The organism is Thiorhodovibrio frisius, assembly GCF_033954835.1.
In the GTDB taxonomy this organism is placed as follows: Bacteria; Pseudomonadota; Gammaproteobacteria; order Chromatiales; family Chromatiaceae; genus Thiorhodovibrio; species Thiorhodovibrio frisius.
In genome coordinates this window covers 3,937,133-3,955,733 of the sequence record NZ_CP121471.1, presented here as the reverse complement: position 1 = coordinate 3,955,733, position 18,601 = coordinate 3,937,133, and the positions used below count along the sequence as shown (strand labels likewise).

Genomic DNA, 18,601 nt, shown 5'->3' with positions numbered 1-18,601 from the left:
CGCGTTATGCTAGCAGCCTTTCGCCGCACTTGTGTTGCCGTAAATTGACCAGATGACCGAAGACTTTCAGCAGAATACGCGCGACCGTCTCTACGCAGGCATGGAGGCGGCGCCCGGAGATTTCGCCTTCGATGACTCGGTCGCGCGGGTGTTTCCCGACATGATCAGCCGTTCCGTGCCCTGTTATTGCGACCTGGTAAAACTGATGGCGGTGCTGGCCAGGCGCTTTCTGCACCCCGACGCGCGCTGCTTCGACCTCGGCTGTTCGCTTGGTGCAGTGAGCGCGGCGCTGCTGGGGCAGTATCGCCATCTGGGGCTGCGAGTGGTGGCGGTGGACAACTCCCAGGCCATGATCGACCGCCTGAACCAACGCTTGGCCGAGGAGGTCGCAGGCGGGAGGCTGCAAGCGCGCTGCGAGGATCTAACGGAGGTTGACACCAGCGGCGCCAGCCTGCTGATTCTGAATTTGACACTGCAATTTATCGCGCCCGAGCAGCGCCTGGCGCTGCTTGCACGCCTGCGCGAGCGCCTGCAACCGGGCGGTGGGCTGCTGTTGGCCGAGAAGGTGCAATGCGCCAATCCAGATGCCGAACACTTGCTCGCCGAGGCGCACGCCGAGTTCAAGCGCGCCAATGGCTACTCGGAGCTTGAAATCAGCCGCAAGCGCGCCGCACTGGAACGGGTCATGCGCCTGGATGCGCCCGAGGTGCATGCCGAGCGGCTGCGCGCAGCCGGTTTCACCCAGGTGGTGCCCTGGTTTCAGTGTCTCAACTTCATGGCCTGGGCCGCCTGGGCTTAGGTGATCTATCTGACCAAAATCCCAACAGTGCGCTAGCAGAGGCGACTGTATTGGCTCAACTGGGAGAGGTCTGCGCTGCATTGGAATAGAACATGGTGGTCCAGGATTTCGCGCAAAGCGCCTTAGTACCCTTTGCTCCCTTCTTCGCCCACTGGCAAGAGAGCGCTGCAGGCGCCTGGCTGCCCCGGTTGCGCGCCTTGACGCAAGAACGTCTGCAAGCACCCCGGCACGGGGACTGGTCGCAGTGGATGGCGCTGCTCGCGCGCCTGCCAGACATTCAGCCCCATGAGCGATGTTTCGACCAGCCCTGCGTCGGGGTCATGTCCGCGCAGCCGCTGGATGCGGCAGCCCACGGCGAACTGCGCGACGCCCTCATGGGCCTGCATCCCTGGCGCAAAGGCCCCTTCTGCCTGCATGGTGTCACGATCGACGCCGAATGGCGCTCCGACTGGAAATGGGCACGCGCAGCTGGGGCACTCGGCGATTTGCGTGATGCCCTGGTACTGGATCTCGGCTGCGGCAACGGCTACTACGGCTATCGCGCTCTGGGCGCCGGCGCACGGCTGGTGCTGGGTATCGACCCCGGCTTGCGCTTTGTCGCCCAGTTTCTCGCGGTCAATCACTTTCTGCGCAGCGACAGACTCGCCGTGCTGCCCCTGGCCGATGAGGATCTGTATGATCAAACCGCCGGTGTAGACCTGCTGCTGTCCATGGGGGTGCTCTACCATCGCCGCGACCCGCTGCGGCATCTGAATATTCTGCGCCGCCTGCTGCGCCCAGGCGGACGGCTGCTGCTGGAAACCCTGGTGCTGGATGCGCCGGGCGATGCGCTGCTGGAGCCCTCCGGTCGCTATGCGCAGATGCGCAATGTCTATGCTATCCCGAGTGTGACGCGCCTAAATGCCTGGCTGCGCGAGACCGGCTTTTGCCATATCGAACTGGTCGATCTGACACCTACCACCAGCGCCGAGCAGCGCAGCACCGAGTGGATGCGCTTTCAGTCACTGGCCGATTTTCTCGATCCCAAAGAGCCAAGCCGCACCTGCGAAGGTCACCCGGCCCCAGTACGAGCCATGCTTCTTGCAGAGGCTTGATCGATCGCCTTAGCGCGCGCCGAGTCCAGTATGGGTCGCCTGTAGACGCCGGGCTGCCTGGCTTAGCGCCGCCAGGGTTTCTGTCAAAACCTGTTGTCGGTTTTCTGTTTGGGTCGGGTGGCGGTCACGGGGGGGCTCGGCGGCCCTTGATCGGATCAGGAACGCCGCCGGGAAGCCTACAGGGAGGTATTTACGGCGTCCCCCGTGGCCGTCACCCGGCCCAGAACCAGCCGAACTCTCAAAGGGGTTCGCTATATTGTTTGTGGCGGTTGATCGCAGGCGAGTCACAAGAGGAATGGGTATAATGCCCCTTCGCGAAAGTCAAGCCAATCGGCTTCATGCAGCGATCACCCCATGAGTAATACAAGCGCCTGAATCATCCGCCGAGATGCGACCGATGTTATGCCTGCCATCTTGCAACTGAGTGCCATCGCTGCCGGTGGTGCCTTTGGTGCGGTTGCCCGCTTTGCCGTCTCCACCGGCGTGTATCGCCTGCTTGGCCGAGAGTTTCCCTGGGGCACTCTGGCCGTTAATGTCAGTGGCTCGCTGCTGATGGGCGCGCTCTTCGTGCTTTTTCTTGAGCGTAGCCTGGTTTCGGCCGAATGGCGTTCGGCGATTCTCATCGGCTTTCTTGGCGCTTTCACCACCTTCTCTACCTTTTCGCTCGAAACCCTGACGCTGGTGGAGCAGGGCGAGGTGCTGCGTGCCTTGTTGAACGTCAGTGTCAGTGTGCTGCTGTGCCTCGGCGCCTGCTGGCTTGGCATGATCGCGGCGAGGGCGCTGTGAAGGCCGGCGGAAAAGCGCAAGTGTCTGTGGCGAACCAATTCGCCGCGACCGGTTGACCACGGACTACTAAAAAAGGTGCCAAAAATGACCTTGATCGAAGCCACCATGGTTCGGGTGTACCTGTCGGAATCCGACCGGGAACTGAAAGCTCTGCTCAAGTGCCTGCACGATGAGCTGCACATCTGCGGGGCCACCGTGATGCGGGGTGTGGCTGGCTTTGGCACCTCAGGCGTGGTGCACAGCGCTAGCCTGCTTGATCTGTCCGCCGATTTGCCGTTGGTGCTGGAGTTCTTCGACCGCCCGGAGCGAGTGCGCCTGGCCATCGAGCGGATTCGCGATTTTGTCGACACAGGACATCTGGTGTCTTGGAATGTGCTGGTGGAACCAGTCCAATTGGACCAAAAGGCTTAAAGACTCATGTTAGACCCCCGACTGTTACGCGCGGAACTCGATCAAGTCGCCGCGCAACTGGCACGCCGCGGCTTCGCGTTCGATACCGCCGGCATTCAAGCGCTCGAAGAGCGGCGCAAGCAAGTGCAAGTGCGGGTGCAGGAGCTGCAAAACCTGCGCAATACGCGTTCCAAGGCTATTGGCAAGGCGCGTGCCGCTGGCGAGGACATCGAACCGCTCAAGGCCGAGGTCAGCGCCTTTGGTGAAGAGCTCAAACAACTCGATGCCGAGCTTGGCGACATTCAGGAGCAACTGCGCGCCATCGCTCTGGGCCTACCCAATCTGCCCGATGCCAGCGTGCCCGACGGCAAAGATGAGTCTGCCAACCGCGAGGAGCGCCGTTGGGGCGAGCCGCCAGCCTTCGACTTCGCGCCGCGCGACCATGTTGACCTCGGCACCGCTGGTGGCTGGATGGACTTCGACCGCGCAGCCACCATTGCCGCCGCCCGCTTCGTCGTGCTCAACGGCCCCATGGCGCGGTTGCAACGGGCGCTGGTGCAGTTCATGCTCGACATCCATACCCAGGAGCATGGCTACCAGGAGGTTTACGTCCCCTACCTGGTCAACGCCACCAGCCTGGAGGGTACCGGGCAATTGCCCAAGTTCGAGCAGGACCTATTCAAAATTCCCGGTGAGCGGGATTTTTATCTCATCCCGACCGCCGAGGTGCCAGTCACCAACTTGCTGCGCGACCGTATTCTGGAGCAAGACAATCTGCCCCAGCGCTTCGTCGCCCACACTCCCTGCTTCCGCAGCGAGGCCGGCTCCCACGGCAAGGACACGCGCGGCATGATCCGCCAGCATCAGTTCGAGAAAGTCGAGCTGGTGCAAGCCGTGCGCCCCGAAGAGTCCATGGCCGCACTCGAGCAACTCACCGGTCATGCCGAGACTATCCTGCAACGCTTGGAGCTGCCCTATCGCGTCGTCACCCTGTGCGCCGGCGACCTCGGCTTCTCCGCCACAAAAACCTACGATCTCGAGGTCTGGCTGCCCGGCCAGCAGTGTTACCGAGAAATCTCATCGTGCAGTAACTTCCGTGACTTCCAGGCACGCCGCCTGCTCGCGCGCTACCGCCACCCCGACACCGGCAAGCCCGAACTCCTGCATACGCTCAACGGCTCCGGCCTTGCTGTTGGCCGCACCCTGGTCGCGCTGATCGAAAACGGCCAACAAGCCGATGGCAGCATCCGCATCCCTCAGTCGCTACAGCCCTACCTTGGCGGGCAGGATGTTCTTCGCTGACGTATCGCCATCAGCCCGAAGGATTTGCACCCAAACTCCGTAGGTGCCCAGAGTGAAAATACGGATAGCTTGCGTCACGAAAATGACATAAGTTGGCGTCGTTTTTTTGTAACTGCCCATCCCACCCATCGAACGCGGCAGATATGGCGTGGAGGCATCTCTGGGCGTCGCCGCACGGCGGCGCGCTCTGCATCACCCCAACGAGAACCGCTGATAATCTTGTTTTTTTCAAAAAAACTTTGAAAAGCAGGTCAATACAGGCTATTGTTACAGTAGTTGCTTAGCGGTTTTTGCAAGCGTCATATGGCGCCTGGAGGGAAAGCAGATGGGACGGCTACGAACAATGGGCATCTTGACTCAGGAGCAGGGTTTGACGCCGCTGCTTCGGTGCCCCCCCACCGGATTCATGGCAGGCGGTCGCCGATGTGCCCGGTTCTCATGGGCGTTGCGCGCAACCTTGCTGGTTCTGGTTGTAGCGCTTTTGTCAGGCTGTGCTATCAAGCGACCCCGCTATGACACACCAGATATCCCGCTGACCGACGCTTATGAAAACCCCTTGCTGCGCGATGGCGAGGTCTGGGAGCCGACGCCCGGGGAAGCAGCGCTTGCCTATTGGTGGCGCTTGTTGGACAACGAGGATCTTAACCGGCTCATTGATCGCGCCATCGCCAACGACCCCGACCTTCGCATTGCCTCGCAGCGCGTCATGCAGGCGCTGGCCAGAGCCTCGCAGGCTGAGGGTGGTCGCCTGCCGGAGGTGTCGGCGCCAGCTCGATACGAGTATGAATCTCCTGACGGAGGTGCCGGCTCGCGCGCGCGCGGCGAGGACCTGGTAACCCGAGAGACCTATCAAGCGGGTTTGCGCGCTGACTGGCGGGTCGACCTCTGGGGAGAGCTTAAGTCCCTGTCCGAATCCGCTGACTATGATCTGTGGCGGGCGGTGTTTGACTACGACGAGCGCGTGCGTCAGTTAACCAGCGATGTGACCAGAGCCTTTATCGATTATCTGGTATTGAACGACAGGATGCGCGTTGCCTTCGATACAGAAAAAGTTCTCGGGCAAATGCTTAATGGCATGGCAAAACGCCTTGAGTCAGGCGACGCGACCCTGATTGATGTTGAAAAGCAGCGCACCGCCGTCAAAGGTTCCCAAGCGGACAAGCCCGCCATCGCTCTTGAGCGAGAACGGGTAAGGAATCGGATTGTTGTGCTGGTTGGTGCCATGTCGGACAGTGTCAAATTGCCCATATATGGTCTGGACATGCTCGACAAGCCACGCGTGAAACCGGGCATTCCGGCGGCTCTGCTGCTACAGCGGCCCGATGTCAGAGCCGTCGAGGCGGGCCTGCTTGCGGCAGATGCGGATATCGACGTGGCGCGTGCACGGATATTGCCTCCTCTGGATCTCACCGGAGAGATCGGTTACGGCAGTGAGTTCATCGAAGAGATCTTCATGCCTCACACCCTATTCACGCGCTTTATCGCCAACCTATCGGCGACAGTGTTCGACGCTGGCCGCAGAAAGCGCGAAGTTGACTATTCGCGAGCCGTCTACGAGGAACTCCTCGAAACCTATGTCAAGGTTCTATACGGCGCCAGTATTGAGGTCGAGGGCGCGCTTGCCTCTATCGAGAAGACCGAGAAGCGACTAGGGCTGCAGCGCGAGGCAACCAAGGCCGCACGGAGCGCCTGGACCAACAGTCAGGAGGCCTACCTTGCCGGTGGGATCGACTACCTGACATGGCTGGATACTGCCCGCACCTATCATCGTTACATGGATGACTTGTATATCTTCAACGGAGACAACTACCGCAGCTATGTCGATTTGTTTGCCTCTCTGGGGGGCGGGGCGCCTCGTCGGGCGCCGCTACCTGGCGATGGTGATCGTCCCAAGCTCGAGCTGGCTAGCGTGCTCAGCGGTAAGGCGCCGCCTCTGACAATCACGACCAAGTGGCCGCCCAGCGACGGCTGGTACGAGAACAAACCCCCAAGAAAGGGTGGAGGCAGACTGGGCGAGGACCCGAACGAGTGGCTCGTCAGCCTGTCCGGTATCCACGCGCGCGAGGGTTTGGAAGCAACATGGCGCGACCTGATGAATCGCTTCCCGGAGCTTGTCGATGGCCATGCCTTGCTCGCCTTGCAACCGATCCCGACAGTCGCGCCCGAGGGCCGCGCGGCGACCTGGTACAAACTGGCGGTGGAAGTCTTTACGACAAAACAAGAGGCGAGAGACTGGTGCAGTGCCCTACGCAAGCAACAGACGCGTTGCGATGTCATCGAGAATGAGCAGCCGGAGACAGCCGTTGCCGGACGTTTCCCCTGGCCCGATCCGCTCCGCGAGTTACCGGCTGCCGGCAAGGGCCCGGATTTGAACGTCAAATAGTCCATGAAGAAGGCGCCTTGAACCGATGAGCAAGTCATCCAGCGCTCATGGAGAGAACGGAGCCCCGCGCGCGCTCGCGCTGACACCGCGGCAGCGCCAGATTCTGGGCTTGATGTGTAAAGGGAAGGTGAACAAGGAAATTGCCAACGAGCTAGACATTAGCCTCGGCACCGTCAAGCAGCATATCGCCGCACTGTTCAAGCGGATGCAGGTCCAGAACCGCAGTATGGCGGTCGCTCAGGGTAAAGATATGTTCGATGACTCCGCTGCCCGCGATAGCGGGTCAGCGGTTGCGGGTGCCGACTGGGCCGATGATATTATGCTCATCCGTCGTCCCTGCGTCGTGCTTGCTGTTCGCATTTCGCGCACGCTGAATGCGAATGGACAAGCGCAGGTCAGGGAGTTGGTCAAGGCTTTGGCGGCTGAGATGGGGGCGTTTCACCTGCCTGGCGGGGACGAGATCAATATCCTGCTGTTTGGTGTGCGCAGACCCTCAGTCTGGGATGCAATCAAGGCCTTGCTTCTGCTGCAACAATTGCACAAGCAGGCGCTGGGGCAGGGTTTGTGCGACACAGGTGCCATGGCGGCCGCCCTCGACGGCGGAATGGCCGTTATCAGCATTAACGCCCGCGGACGCTGGTCCGGCGACACAGTAGCCACCCCGGTCATTTCCATGACACGGCGCCTTCTGGGCAATTGCCCGGGGGGCATGCTGACGCTCGGGGTGAATGCTCGGCACCTGCTTGAGAGCCTCCATGCATTCAATGGCAAGGCTGCCGGTAGCCGCCTTCCGCTCGGGGCGCTCAATAAAGCCTTTGCTGCGGACTTGGGCTCGGTACCCGGTGAGCTTTTGTACCCAAATCAGGCAGGAGAACTTGAGACCCCGTCCGGCAAGCTGCGGCAATTGGTGGGGCCTCTGGGGAGTGGCAAATCGCATCTCTGCCGGTATCTGGTCGCCCGCGCCCGGATGCAGGGGCGCCTTACCCGGTATTTGCGGCTGATGCCCGCTGCGCCCGCAGCAGGTTTCTGGGATGCCGATACCGGCAGGCCGGTCTCAGTCGAAGATGCCATTCAGGCCCTGGATGCCCCCCCGGGACCGGGGCTAAATATCTTGGTGATCGACGACATTGACCTGCTTGACTCGCAGGAAGCGCGACAAGACTTGATGGATCGATTGCAGCCCGCCTTGGCCCAAGGCTGTCTGGTAATCCTTACAGCGCGTACCCAAATTCTCAAAGATGCCGAGTCCATCAGGGTGCAAGGCATCGACTCGGATGATCTGGAAGGGTTCTTGTTATCATGCAGACCGCACCTGGGTGGGGATGAAAACAACACGGCCTCTCGCGCAGAGAATCAGGATCATACTGTCTTGCTGGAGCTTACCGAGGGGCTTCCGCTATTCTTGCTGGAGCTGAGTAAAAACTCTCATCACAGCATCACATTACCGGTGTTGCTCGCCATTGCCACCGAGCTGGACCAGCATCCCCTGGACTGGCGAGTATTGCGAATTTTGGTGCAATCGACCGAAGAGCCGACGCCGAGCCGCATTCAGAGCCTCACTGGCCTGCCGCTAACGGATGTTGATCAGAGCGTGCGAGTGGCGGTTGACGCGGGTCTACTGCATCTTGCAGGAACCGATCAACTTATCCGCTTCTCAAAGCCTCTTATGCAGCGAGGGATTGCTTCGATCTTGATCTGATCGCACGCGGCCAGCTTGGCGGATTATTTAAGGACTTAACAAGGAAGCAACTATGAACGGGACGACTTCTGTCGCAGAAAGCCTCCCCCCAGAGCCGCGCCAGTCGAAGGCGGGCCAGGGCAAAGCGAGCCAGGGCAAAGCGAACCAGCCGACGCCGCTGAAAATGGTGCTGCAGAATCCGGAGTTACGTCGCGTTCTGCCCGGCCTGGCGGTCAGTTCATTCCTCTCCAATTTGCTTGCCCTGGCCTTGCCCCTGGCTATTTTGCAGATTCTCGATCGCGTCATCGTCAATCATGCGTTCTCCACGCTGGCCTTTCTCACCATTGGCCTGATTGCCGCCATAGTGCTGGAGCAAACACTTCGGCTCGCCAATGGCGTCATTACCGGTTGGTTGACCGCGCGTCGGGAGCACCAGCTCACCATGAGCCTGGCCGACCATTTATGTCGCGTGCCCCTGCGGGTCTATCAACGCGAAGAGCCTAGCGCCTATGCCGAAAAACTCCGCAACGCCAATCGTGTCGCCCGTTTTTATTCCGGCGAGGCGGTTCTGGGGCTGCTGGACTTACCCTTCGTTGCGATCTTTCTGCTGCTGATCGGCTTCATTGGTGGCCCCGTTGTTGGTGTTCCACTCGCGATCATTGTTGTTTTCCTGATCGTCATGGCCCGCTATGGCCACGATGGCAGCCGCTTGAGCGAGGGCCGCGATGGACAGGAAGAACGCCGTTCCGGCTTTTTGTTCGAGGTGTTCACTGGTATCCATTCCGTCAAAGCCATGATGATGGAGGATCTGATGCTGCGCCGTTATGAGCGTTTGCAGCGATCTTCTTCCGAAGCTGGTGAGAAGTCCGCCGAACTCTCCAACCGCCTCGACCGCGTCGGCCACTACCTCTCGCAGCTCATGGTGGTTGGTGTGATTTTTGTCGGTTCTCTGTTCGTGATTCGCGGCCAGATGACGCCGGGAGGGCTTGCCGCCTGCCTGATTTTGTCAGTGCGGCTCATGCGCCCGCTGCGTCGCAGCTTGAACGTTCGCAATCAGATCGACGACTTTGAACGCGCCAATGCGCGACTTCAGTCGCTGTTTGACCTGCCGGCGACAGAAGAACGTGGCAAGCCGTCGCTTCCGCCGATCAGCCAGGGAATCGAGCTGCGGGATGTGCAAGTCCTTTTTCGCGAGACCCGGTTATTCGAGGGTGTCAATCTATCGCTGCCCAAGGGCGCCTTTATCGCCATCCAAAGCGACAGTGGATCTGGCAAGTCCACACTGCTCAACCTGATGAGTGGTGCTGAGCAGCCGGATGGCGGAGACGTGCTGGTCGACGGTCGTCCGCTCTCGGACTATGCCGCCAGCTCGGTGCCCGAGCACATTGCTTTGCTGCCGCAGGCAGGGGCTGTGGTCGCGGGGACCATCCTCGAAAACCTGACCATGTTCGATGATCAGCTAAACGAGCGGGCGCTTGCCATCGCGCACGAGTTGGGCCTCGAGCATTTCGTTGCCAGCATGAAATTCGGCTACGAGACCCGGCTTGGTGAGACGGCCAATGAGATGCTGTCTGGCGGAACCCTTCAGTTGATCAGTATCGTTCGGGCGCTGGTGCGCGAGCCGGAGGTCATCCTGTTTGATGAAGCAAACGGCTTTCTTGACATGGAGACCGACCAGACCGTCCGGCGTTATCTCGAGAAGTGCCGACGCCAGCGCACGGTTGTGATGGTCACCCAGCGTCCCTCCTATCTGGCGCTGGCCGACAAGATTTATCACTTCGAGAATGGCGCACTCGTTGAAGGCGCTTTACAGCAGGCGCTGGCGCCAGAGACCATCGCGCCGGCCCTGCAAAGGCCGGAGTCGGTATCCGACTCCGCCGTTATCGTCGCTGATCGTTTCAGTGAGCCAAACGACCTGTCGCGCTGCCTACTGCCCTTGCTCGGCGCGCTGGGGTGGCATGGGCGCCAGCGTGAGCTTTCAGAGGCACTTCCGCATTTCGATCAACGGCTCGATCTATCAGGTTTCTTTGCCGTGTTGGTGGAGCTGGGGTATTGGCCCGCCGCCATAGGGAAACTCAGGCAGGTTCCTGATGACCGGCTCTTGCCGTGCCTCTTGTTACCCGAGAAATCGGCCGGGTGCGTTATCCTGGGGCGGGAACCGGATGGGCGCCTGCGGTTACTCAACGGCGACACCGGCACCGAGACCTTGGTCGATGAAATCCGCCAGCCCGCAGAGTACTATTCCTTCGCGGCCGAGCAAGAAAAGGCAGCCGAGCAGCCTGGAGACAAACAATGGGTTGCGCAGATTACAAAACGTTTCAGGCATCATCGCCGGATCATCCTGTTTGCCACCATTGTGGCGACGGTTCTGAGTCTGTCGCCACCCTTGTTTGTGCGCGCCACTTGGGATTTCGTCATCCCGGCGCGAGATTTTTCGGTTGCTGTCAACCTTGTCGTTGGCGTGTTGATCGCTATCCTGCTCGGCTGGATCGTCAGTTTGACCAGAGGGCGTCTGCTCGCCTACATCGGCGGGCGAGCCGACTACATCCTCGGCGTTAATCTGACCAAGCGGCTCCTCTGCCTGCCTTCGGCCGCTCTGGACAAGATTCCGGTGGCCCGGCAGGTCCGGCGTGTGCGCGGACTTGGCCGCTTGCGCCAGTATTTTGTTGGCCCGATGGCACGCTTGGTATTCGACCTGCCGGCCACGCTGATTATTGTGCTGGCTCTGGTGGTCATCAATCCCTGGATGAGCATCGTGTTGCTGGTTTCGGTGATCGCTTTCGCGCTGGCGGGCTGGCTGAGCGTCAGCAAGAGCCGGGACCTTCTGACCAGGACATCAAGACAGACTGGCATGCGCGCGGAATTTCTCGATGAGGTACTCGGCTCTATGCGGGTCATCCGTCGCGCCGGCGCCCAGAATCTGTGGCTACAGCGTCTGCGGGAAACGAGTGGCAGTGGCGCCTTTTCGGGCGCTCAGGAGAACCGCTTCAATCATTACATTCGCACTCTCGGCCAGATCATCGCCAGCTTGACTGGCCTCTCGGCGCTGGTGGCCTCCGCAGTGCTAGCGGTCAGAGGTGATATTACTAACGGCACGCTCATTGCCACCCAAATCCTGATTTGGCGCACCACCGGTCCCCTGCAGAACGTCTTTGTCTCAGCCACTGCTTCGGTGCGCGTCAAGGAAAACGTGCGCCAGCTAGAGAACTTGATGCGGCTGCCGACCGAGGACGAGCGCGGCGTGCGACAAACCCTGCGACCAGAAAGCCCCGGCGGTCTCACGGTCTCGCGGGTGTCCTTCCGCTATTCCAATGATGCCGATCCCTCCTTGCTTGGGGTGGATTTCCAGATCAAGCCGCACCAATTTGTCGCGCTTTCAGGGGCAAGCGGCTCGGGCAAATCCACCATTCTGAAAATGTTCTTAGGGATGTATACCCCGCAGGCGGGCAGTATCCTGATTGACGACATTGATATTCGCCAACTCACTGTCGCCGACCTGCGCGGTCGCATCAGCTATATGCCGCAGAACTGCGATATTTTCTACGGCAGCATCTTCCAGAACCTGATGCTGGTCCATCCTGGGGCGACGCGCGCAGAAGTCTACTGGGCCGCAGAGATGGCTGGACTCATGTCTGATGCGGATGGCTTTCCAGAAGGGCTGCAAACCCGCATTTCCGGTACTCAAATCAGTCAGATATCTGGCGGTTTCCGCCAGCGCCTGTCGCTGGCGCGCGCGATGCTCAAGCCCGCCTCCATAGTCCTGATGGACGAGCCCGGCAACGGCATGGATCAAAACGGCGAAGCCGCACTGCTGCGTTGTCTGCAATGGCTGCGTGGACGGTCAACCCTGGTCGTCGCGACGATGCGGCCCAGTCACCTGAAACTCGCCGATGTCGTTGTCACCATGCGCACAGGGCGCGTCGAGTCCATCGGTTCTTATAAAACGCAAGTTGCCGGTAGCAAGGCAGGAAAAGGTTGATGAACAAAGGGACAGACATTGCAAAAAAACAGGCAGCCTCCGACAAAGCCCAGCGCAGCGGACGGGAACGTCGGCTGCTGTCGGAAACCGTAAGGATCGAGGAAGAACTGGTCCCCGAGTTCTTCCGCCCGGTGCTCTACGTCATCTCGGCCGTGGTGGTCGTCTTTCTGCTCTGGGCTGGAACCACTCATTTGAGCGAGGTCGCCATCGCTCCCGGTCGTATCATCCCAGCGGGAAAAATCAAGACCGTTCAGCACCTCGACGGGGGTGTCGTGGATTCCATCAACGTCGAGGAGCGCCAGCGCGTCAAGGCGGGGGAGGTTCTGTTGCAAATTGACGGCTCCCAAGCTGAGGCGGATATGTTGCAGATGCGCGCGCGCCTCGTCGCGCTTCGCCTCAAGGCTGAACGGCTGCAAGCCTTTATGAATCAAACCGAACCGGATTTCTCTGCCTATGCCGAAAGCTACCCAGGCTTGGTTGCCGATCAGCGGGCTATCTTCCTCAACCAGACCGCGACGCGCGATTCCACCCTGGAGATTCTCAAGCGCCAGGTTGAACAACGCGAGCGGCGTATCGACCAACTCAAAGACGCGCTCGCTACCGCCAAGGAGCACCAGAAACTGACCGGTGAACTCGTCGCCATGCGCGAGGATCTCGGCAATCGCAAGCTCGTCGATCGAACGACCGTGCTCGAGACCCGCCGCGCGCAGGTTACCGCCATTGGAGAGGTTGCCCGCCTGACCGAGGAAATCGATCTGGTCCTGCAAGAACTGGCGGAAACCGAGACCCGTCTGCTCGATACCGCAAATCAACTCAAGCGCGATGCCGCAAGCGAGCTTGGCAACGTGCGCGCGGAAATCGCGGAAGTGCAGGAAACCCTTCAGCGCCTTGATGCCCGAGTCGAGCGCCTCGACGTAGTTGCTCCGATCCACGGAAACGTTCTTGAGCTCAAGGTCCAGACCATCGGCCAGGTGATTCAGCCCGGCGAGATCCTGATGCAAATCGTCCCCGATGATGTCCCCCTCGAAGCCGAAGTGCGCATCCAGCCGCGCGACATCGGCTACGTCAAGCCTGGTCTGGATGTCAACCTCCGTGTGAGTGCCTACGATTTCTCCCGCTACGGCTTCGCGCACGGCGCGCTCAAGCGTGTCTCAGCATCAAGCGTCGTGGCCGAAGATGGTCAGTCTTACTTTCTCGGCTGGGTCACCCTCGATAAGCCCTACGTTGGCGAAGACCCCGAGAAAAACCCTTTGCGGGTCGGTATGGCCGTTGACGGTGAGATTATTACCGGAAAGAAGACGCTGCTTGGCTATCTTGCTAAACCTGTTGTCAACGGAATGTCTCGTGCGTTCAGAGAGCGGTAAGATTCAAGGGCGGGTCCAGCCCGCTTATAACCTTCGGCCAGCTAGTCAGGGGTGACAGGGCACCCTATCCTTACTAGCAGTTAGGAATCTTTTCAAGGCAGGGCAGTCATGGCCGAGCAAACCAATTCCCAAGCGGATCAAACACCCGAAAATCCAGCTAGCGGTAATGATCGCGTTACCTTGGATCAATTGACCGTATTGCAGGATGTTTCGGACTACGAGTCCGACAACCCTGAGGAATTGGCTGCTCCCCCAGAACGCGCCCAGGGCGAGGGCAACGAAAACGTCGTCGTCGGCAAACGCGAGGATCAAAACTCCGACTCCGAGGATCTAGGCGAGTTCGCGACCGACACAGAAGTCCCGCCGACAGAATCCAGCGGCGATGTCTCTCCAGATCCTGACCCCACGACCTCCGCTGGTGAACAAGATCCTGCCCCCCCTGTTGGCTTTCCCATTCCAGCAGGCGGCGTCGGCTTCCCATCCGGTTCCCCGGATGCCCCAGAGGAGCCAGAACCGCTCGACTTCCCGGTCGTAGATCCAATCGGTGGCGGAGAAGACGACGGTGCAGAGCCAACTGACGCCGTAGACTCTGATACCGACACCGACACCGACACGGATACCGACACGGATACCGATACCGATACCGATACGGACACCGATACCGATACGGATACCGACACGGATACCGATACCGATACGGATACCGACACGGATACCGATACCGATACGGATACCGATACGGACACCGATACCGATACGGATACGGATACGGATACGGATACCGATACCGACACCGATACCGACACGGACACCGATACCGATACCGATACGGATACCGATACCGATACCGATACCGATACCGATACGGACACCGATACGGACACCGATACCGACACGGATACGGATACGGATACCGACACCGACACGGATACCGACACGGATACCGATACCGACACGGACACCGATACCGATACCGACACCGATACCGACACCGATACCGACACGGATACCGACACGGATACCGACACGGATACCGACACGGATACCGATACCGACACGGACACCGATACGGACACCGATACGGATACGGACACCGATACCGATACGGATACCGATACCGACACGGACACCGACACGGATACGGATACGGATACCGACACCGACACGGATACCGACACGGACACCGATACCGACACGGATACCGACACGGATACCGACACGGATACCGACACGGATACGGATACGGATACCGACACCGACACGGATACCGACACGGATACCGACACGGATACCGACACCGACACGGACACCGATACCGATACCGACACGGATACGGATACGGATACCGATACCGATACCGACTCGGACACTGATACGGATACCGACACGGATACGGATACCGATACGGACACCGACACGGATACCGATACCGATACCGATACCGATACCGATACCGATACCGACACGGATACAGATACCGACACGGATACAGACACCGACACGGATACCGATACGGATACGGATACGGATACTGATACCGACACGGATACCGACACCGATACCGACACGGATACGGATACGGATACGGATACGGATACGGATACAGACACCGACACGGATACGGATACGGACACCGATACGGATACCGACACGGATACCGACACGGATACGGATACCGATACGGACACGGATACCGACACCGATACCGATACCGACTCGGATACGGATACCGATACGGATACTGACACCGACACGGATACAGATACGGATACCGATACGGATACCGATACGGATACCGATACCGATACCGATACTGATACGGATACCGACACGGATACCGATACGGATACCGATACGGATACCGATACGGATACCGACTCGGATACCGACACGGATACGGATACCGATACCGACTCGGACACTGATACGGATACCGACACGGATACGGATACCGATACGGATACCGATACGGACACCGACACGGATACCGATACGGACACCGACACGGATACCGATACCGATACCGATACCGATACCGACACGGATACCGACACGGATACCGATACGGATACCGATACGGATACCGATACCGACACGGATACAGATACGGATACAGACACCGACACGGATACCGATACCGATACCGACACGGATACCGATACCGACACGGATACAGATACCGACACGGATACAGATACGGATACAGACACCGACACGGATACCGATACGGATACGGATACGGATACGGACACGGATACTGATACCGACACGGATACCGACACCGATACCGACTCGGATACGGATACCGACACCGATACGGACACGGATACTGATACCGACACGGATACGGACACGGATACTGATACCGACACGGATACCGATACGGACACCGATACCGATACGGATACGGATACCGACTCGGACACGGATACGGATACGGATACCGACACGGATACGGATACGGATACCGATACGGATACCGATACCGACTCGGATACGGATACCGATACGGATACGGACACCGATACGGATACCGATACCGATACCGATACCGACTCGGATACGGATACCGATACGGATACCGATACCGATACGGATACCGATACGGATACCGATACGGATACCGACACGGATACCGACACGGATACCGATACGGATACCGACACGGATACCGACACGGATACCGACACGGATACCGATACCGATACCGATACCGATACCGATACCGATACCGATACCGATACCGATACCGATACCGATACCGATACCGATACCGATACGGACACCGATTCGGACAGCGATACCGATACGGACACCGACACCGACACGGATACGGATACGGATACGGATACGGATACGGATACGGATACCGATACGGACACCGACACCGATTCGGACTCCGACACCGATTCGGACAGCGATACCGATACGGACACCGACACCGACACGGATACGGATACCGATACCGACACGGACAGCGACTCGGACAGCGACTCCGATGACGATACCGGAGAACCCCCAATCGCGGATCCAGTTAGCACCACTGCGGACTTGGGCAGTCCGGACGAATTACCAGATGGCGTGGTGTTCTATAAGGAGATCAAAGTCGGCGGGGGAGTAGACGACGAAGAGGAAGGTAAACAAGCGCCGACAGTCGATGAAGATCGAGCGACAATGGGCGGTGAAGACATCGACGAGGATGGAAACGTTGGTACTACTGAGGAGAACCTCGTTTTTAATCTGACAAACTTGCCGAGTTACGGGAGTTTGTACCGAATGGAGGACGGCACTGCCACTAAGATCGGAAGCACCGATGATCCGCAAGCAGAATTCGACACGACAAGCGAATTTTACTGGGCGGTTACAAAGCAAGAACTCAGCGACCTTGACGACCAAGGCTTCGAGGATGCTGGTTTTGTAACGCAAACCATTGGTGGCGCAGGAGCAGTCCGTTCTGATTGGGAGCAACATGGAGCAGAAATACACGCCTACGACATGGATGGCGTGAAGATCGATGATTTCACGTTTGACGGAGATGGAATGGGCGTCGGTGGAGACGCTGATCACGACCAAGTGCCAAACCAATTGGCCTACCGCGGCGGTAATTCAGAAGAACTAATTATCGATTTCGATAAACCATCGACAGAAGCCAACATAACCGTCAGCCGCTTGGTCGAGAAGGGAGAAATTGGCCAAGTCGAGGCGTATTTGGATGGCGTCTCGGTCGGCTCATGGACCTTCAGTGATAACAGCGGCCTAACACTGGATGGCCAGGATGTTGATTATGTAATCGATACCAGCGAGGGTGTTGGTAGCGGAAGTGGTCAGTTTACATTGGAGGGTGTGGTCTTCGACCAACTACGGTTCACGGCGACGGAGTATGCTGACGGCGAACCAGGTAATGGAGGTACCGATAGCAGCGACTATTACGTCCAAGAGATCGAATTCAAGGAATTGCCTGACGCGTTATACACATACGAGACAACCGACGAGCAAGGTAACGTCAGTCCGGATGTCGAGGTTGTGATTGACATGCATACGGATACCCCCGTCCCTTCGGGCCAAACTGATAATTCCGATACGGATACCGACACGGATACCGACACGGATACCGACACGGATACCGATACGGACGACGATTTAAACCACGGTATCTCGAACGTGCGGTACTATGCCGAGAATGATTCTGGAGAGTCCAAGATCGTCAAGGTTGATAACTGGACAGGTGATATAAAAACTTCCCAAGCTGCAGATGACCTGGCAGGTTTTGCGGAACATGTTGCCGGGGAGCAGTTTGGCGGTTCTTGGACAGTTGTCGGTTACACCATCAAGGGTGGTCAGGATTACACAACAGTTGGCGACGTGCCTGATGGGGTGGATACTGATGCGCATGATGTATCGGACGTTGGGATTAACTACCCTGGCGAGTATGACACTCACAACGTCAACGCTGATGATAACCTACAAGGTAGCGCGGGGATTGACAAATTTGTTGTGGATCAGGGCTTCTCGGGTCATGCGACAGTTGACGGCGGAGATGGGGATGATCTTACGGATCATGACATCATTGAGATGTCTCGCGATGATTGGACTTTGGCAGTTGATGGAGACGCGCAGACCTATAATCCCGAGGATGTCGATGGTCTAGATTTAGACGGAAAAACAGGCGTTATCACCCTTGATGATGATAGTGACATCAGTTTCGAGGATATCGAGGCAATCGAATGGGATGGAGGCGATGAGGTCTAATGCGCTAGCTCGTCTGATTGGTTCGCCAAGATTGACTTTTTGGGCACTGCGTCCACGCATGACCGTGCGGAGACTAA

The 18,601-nt window shown here is 58.6% G+C and carries 10 protein-coding genes; all 10 read left to right on the top strand.

What is annotated here, in order from left to right; all coding sequences use genetic code 11:
• Positions 1-52: 52 nt before the first annotated feature.
• The 10 genes from cmoA to Thiofri_RS17920 all read left to right on the top strand — a co-directional run bounded on the left by cmoA (position 53) and on the right by Thiofri_RS17920 (position 18,524).
• A complete protein-coding gene (gene cmoA / locus Thiofri_RS17965; RefSeq protein ID WP_009147504.1) occupies positions 53-799 on the top strand; it encodes a carboxy-S-adenosyl-L-methionine synthase CmoA in 747 nt (248 codons plus the stop codon).
• A 92-nt stretch (positions 800-891) separates the two neighbouring features.
• Positions 892-1,893 (top strand): tRNA 5-methoxyuridine(34)/uridine 5-oxyacetic acid(34) synthase CmoB, encoded by a 1,002-nt coding sequence (gene cmoB / locus Thiofri_RS17960; RefSeq protein ID WP_009147505.1) that lies wholly within the window; start codon positions 892-894, stop codon positions 1,891-1,893.
• Positions 1,894-2,295: 402 nt separating this feature from the next.
• Positions 2,296-2,679: a fluoride efflux transporter CrcB gene (gene crcB, locus Thiofri_RS17955; RefSeq protein WP_009147506.1), complete on the top strand. Its 384-nt coding sequence runs from the start codon at positions 2,296-2,298 to the stop codon at positions 2,677-2,679.
• Positions 2,680-2,763: 84 nt separating this feature from the next.
• A complete protein-coding gene (locus Thiofri_RS17950; RefSeq protein WP_009147507.1) occupies positions 2,764-3,090 on the top strand; it encodes a DUF190 domain-containing protein in 327 nt (108 codons plus the stop codon).
• Between the two features lie 6 nt (positions 3,091-3,096).
• Complete coding sequence (serS, locus tag Thiofri_RS17945) at positions 3,097-4,371, top strand: serine--tRNA ligase (RefSeq protein ID WP_009147508.1); 1,275 nt, start codon at positions 3,097-3,099, stop codon at positions 4,369-4,371.
• A gap of 457 nt (positions 4,372-4,828) precedes the next feature.
• A complete protein-coding gene (locus Thiofri_RS17940) occupies positions 4,829-6,754 on the top strand; it encodes an efflux transporter outer membrane subunit (protein WP_190275772.1) in 1,926 nt (641 codons plus the stop codon).
• A 25-nt stretch (positions 6,755-6,779) separates the two neighbouring features.
• Entirely contained in the window at positions 6,780-8,453 is a 1,674-nt protein-coding gene (locus Thiofri_RS17935; protein WP_009147511.1) for a LuxR C-terminal-related transcriptional regulator, read from the top strand.
• Positions 8,454-8,505: 52 nt separating this feature from the next.
• On the top strand, positions 8,506-12,411 hold the full coding sequence (locus Thiofri_RS17930) for a peptidase domain-containing ABC transporter (RefSeq protein WP_009147512.1): 3,906 nt from the start codon (positions 8,506-8,508) through the stop codon (positions 12,409-12,411).
• Positions 12,411-13,775 (top strand): HlyD family type I secretion periplasmic adaptor subunit, encoded by a 1,365-nt coding sequence (locus tag Thiofri_RS17925; RefSeq protein ID WP_009147513.1) that lies wholly within the window; start codon positions 12,411-12,413, stop codon positions 13,773-13,775. Before Thiofri_RS17930 ends, Thiofri_RS17925 begins: the two co-directional genes overlap by 1 nt.
• A 108-nt stretch (positions 13,776-13,883) precedes the next feature.
• A complete protein-coding gene (locus Thiofri_RS17920) occupies positions 13,884-18,524 on the top strand; it encodes a hypothetical protein (RefSeq protein WP_190275773.1) in 4,641 nt (1,546 codons plus the stop codon).
• The last annotated feature ends 77 nt before the right edge of the window (positions 18,525-18,601 follow it).

What these genes read in the sequence shown, in the direction of transcription:
- cmoA (WP_009147504.1), top strand. Translation starts at nt 53, where the DNA reads ATGACCGAAGACTTTCAGCAGAATACGCGCGACCGTCTCTACGCAGGC.
- cmoB (WP_009147505.1), top strand. Translation starts at nt 892, where the DNA reads ATGGTGGTCCAGGATTTCGCGCAAAGCGCCTTAGTACCCTTTGCTCCC.
- crcB (WP_009147506.1), top strand. Translation starts at nt 2,296, where the DNA reads ATGCCTGCCATCTTGCAACTGAGTGCCATCGCTGCCGGTGGTGCCTTT.
- Thiofri_RS17950 (WP_009147507.1), top strand. Translation starts at nt 2,764, where the DNA reads ATGACCTTGATCGAAGCCACCATGGTTCGGGTGTACCTGTCGGAATCC.
- serS (WP_009147508.1), top strand. Translation starts at nt 3,097, where the DNA reads ATGTTAGACCCCCGACTGTTACGCGCGGAACTCGATCAAGTCGCCGCG.
- Thiofri_RS17935 (WP_009147511.1), top strand. Translation starts at nt 6,780, where the DNA reads ATGAGCAAGTCATCCAGCGCTCATGGAGAGAACGGAGCCCCGCGCGCG.
- Thiofri_RS17930 (WP_009147512.1), top strand. Translation starts at nt 8,506, where the DNA reads ATGAACGGGACGACTTCTGTCGCAGAAAGCCTCCCCCCAGAGCCGCGC.
- Thiofri_RS17925 (WP_009147513.1), top strand. Translation starts at nt 12,411, where the DNA reads ATGAACAAAGGGACAGACATTGCAAAAAAACAGGCAGCCTCCGACAAA.
- Thiofri_RS17920 (WP_190275773.1), top strand. Translation starts at nt 13,884, where the DNA reads ATGGCCGAGCAAACCAATTCCCAAGCGGATCAAACACCCGAAAATCCA.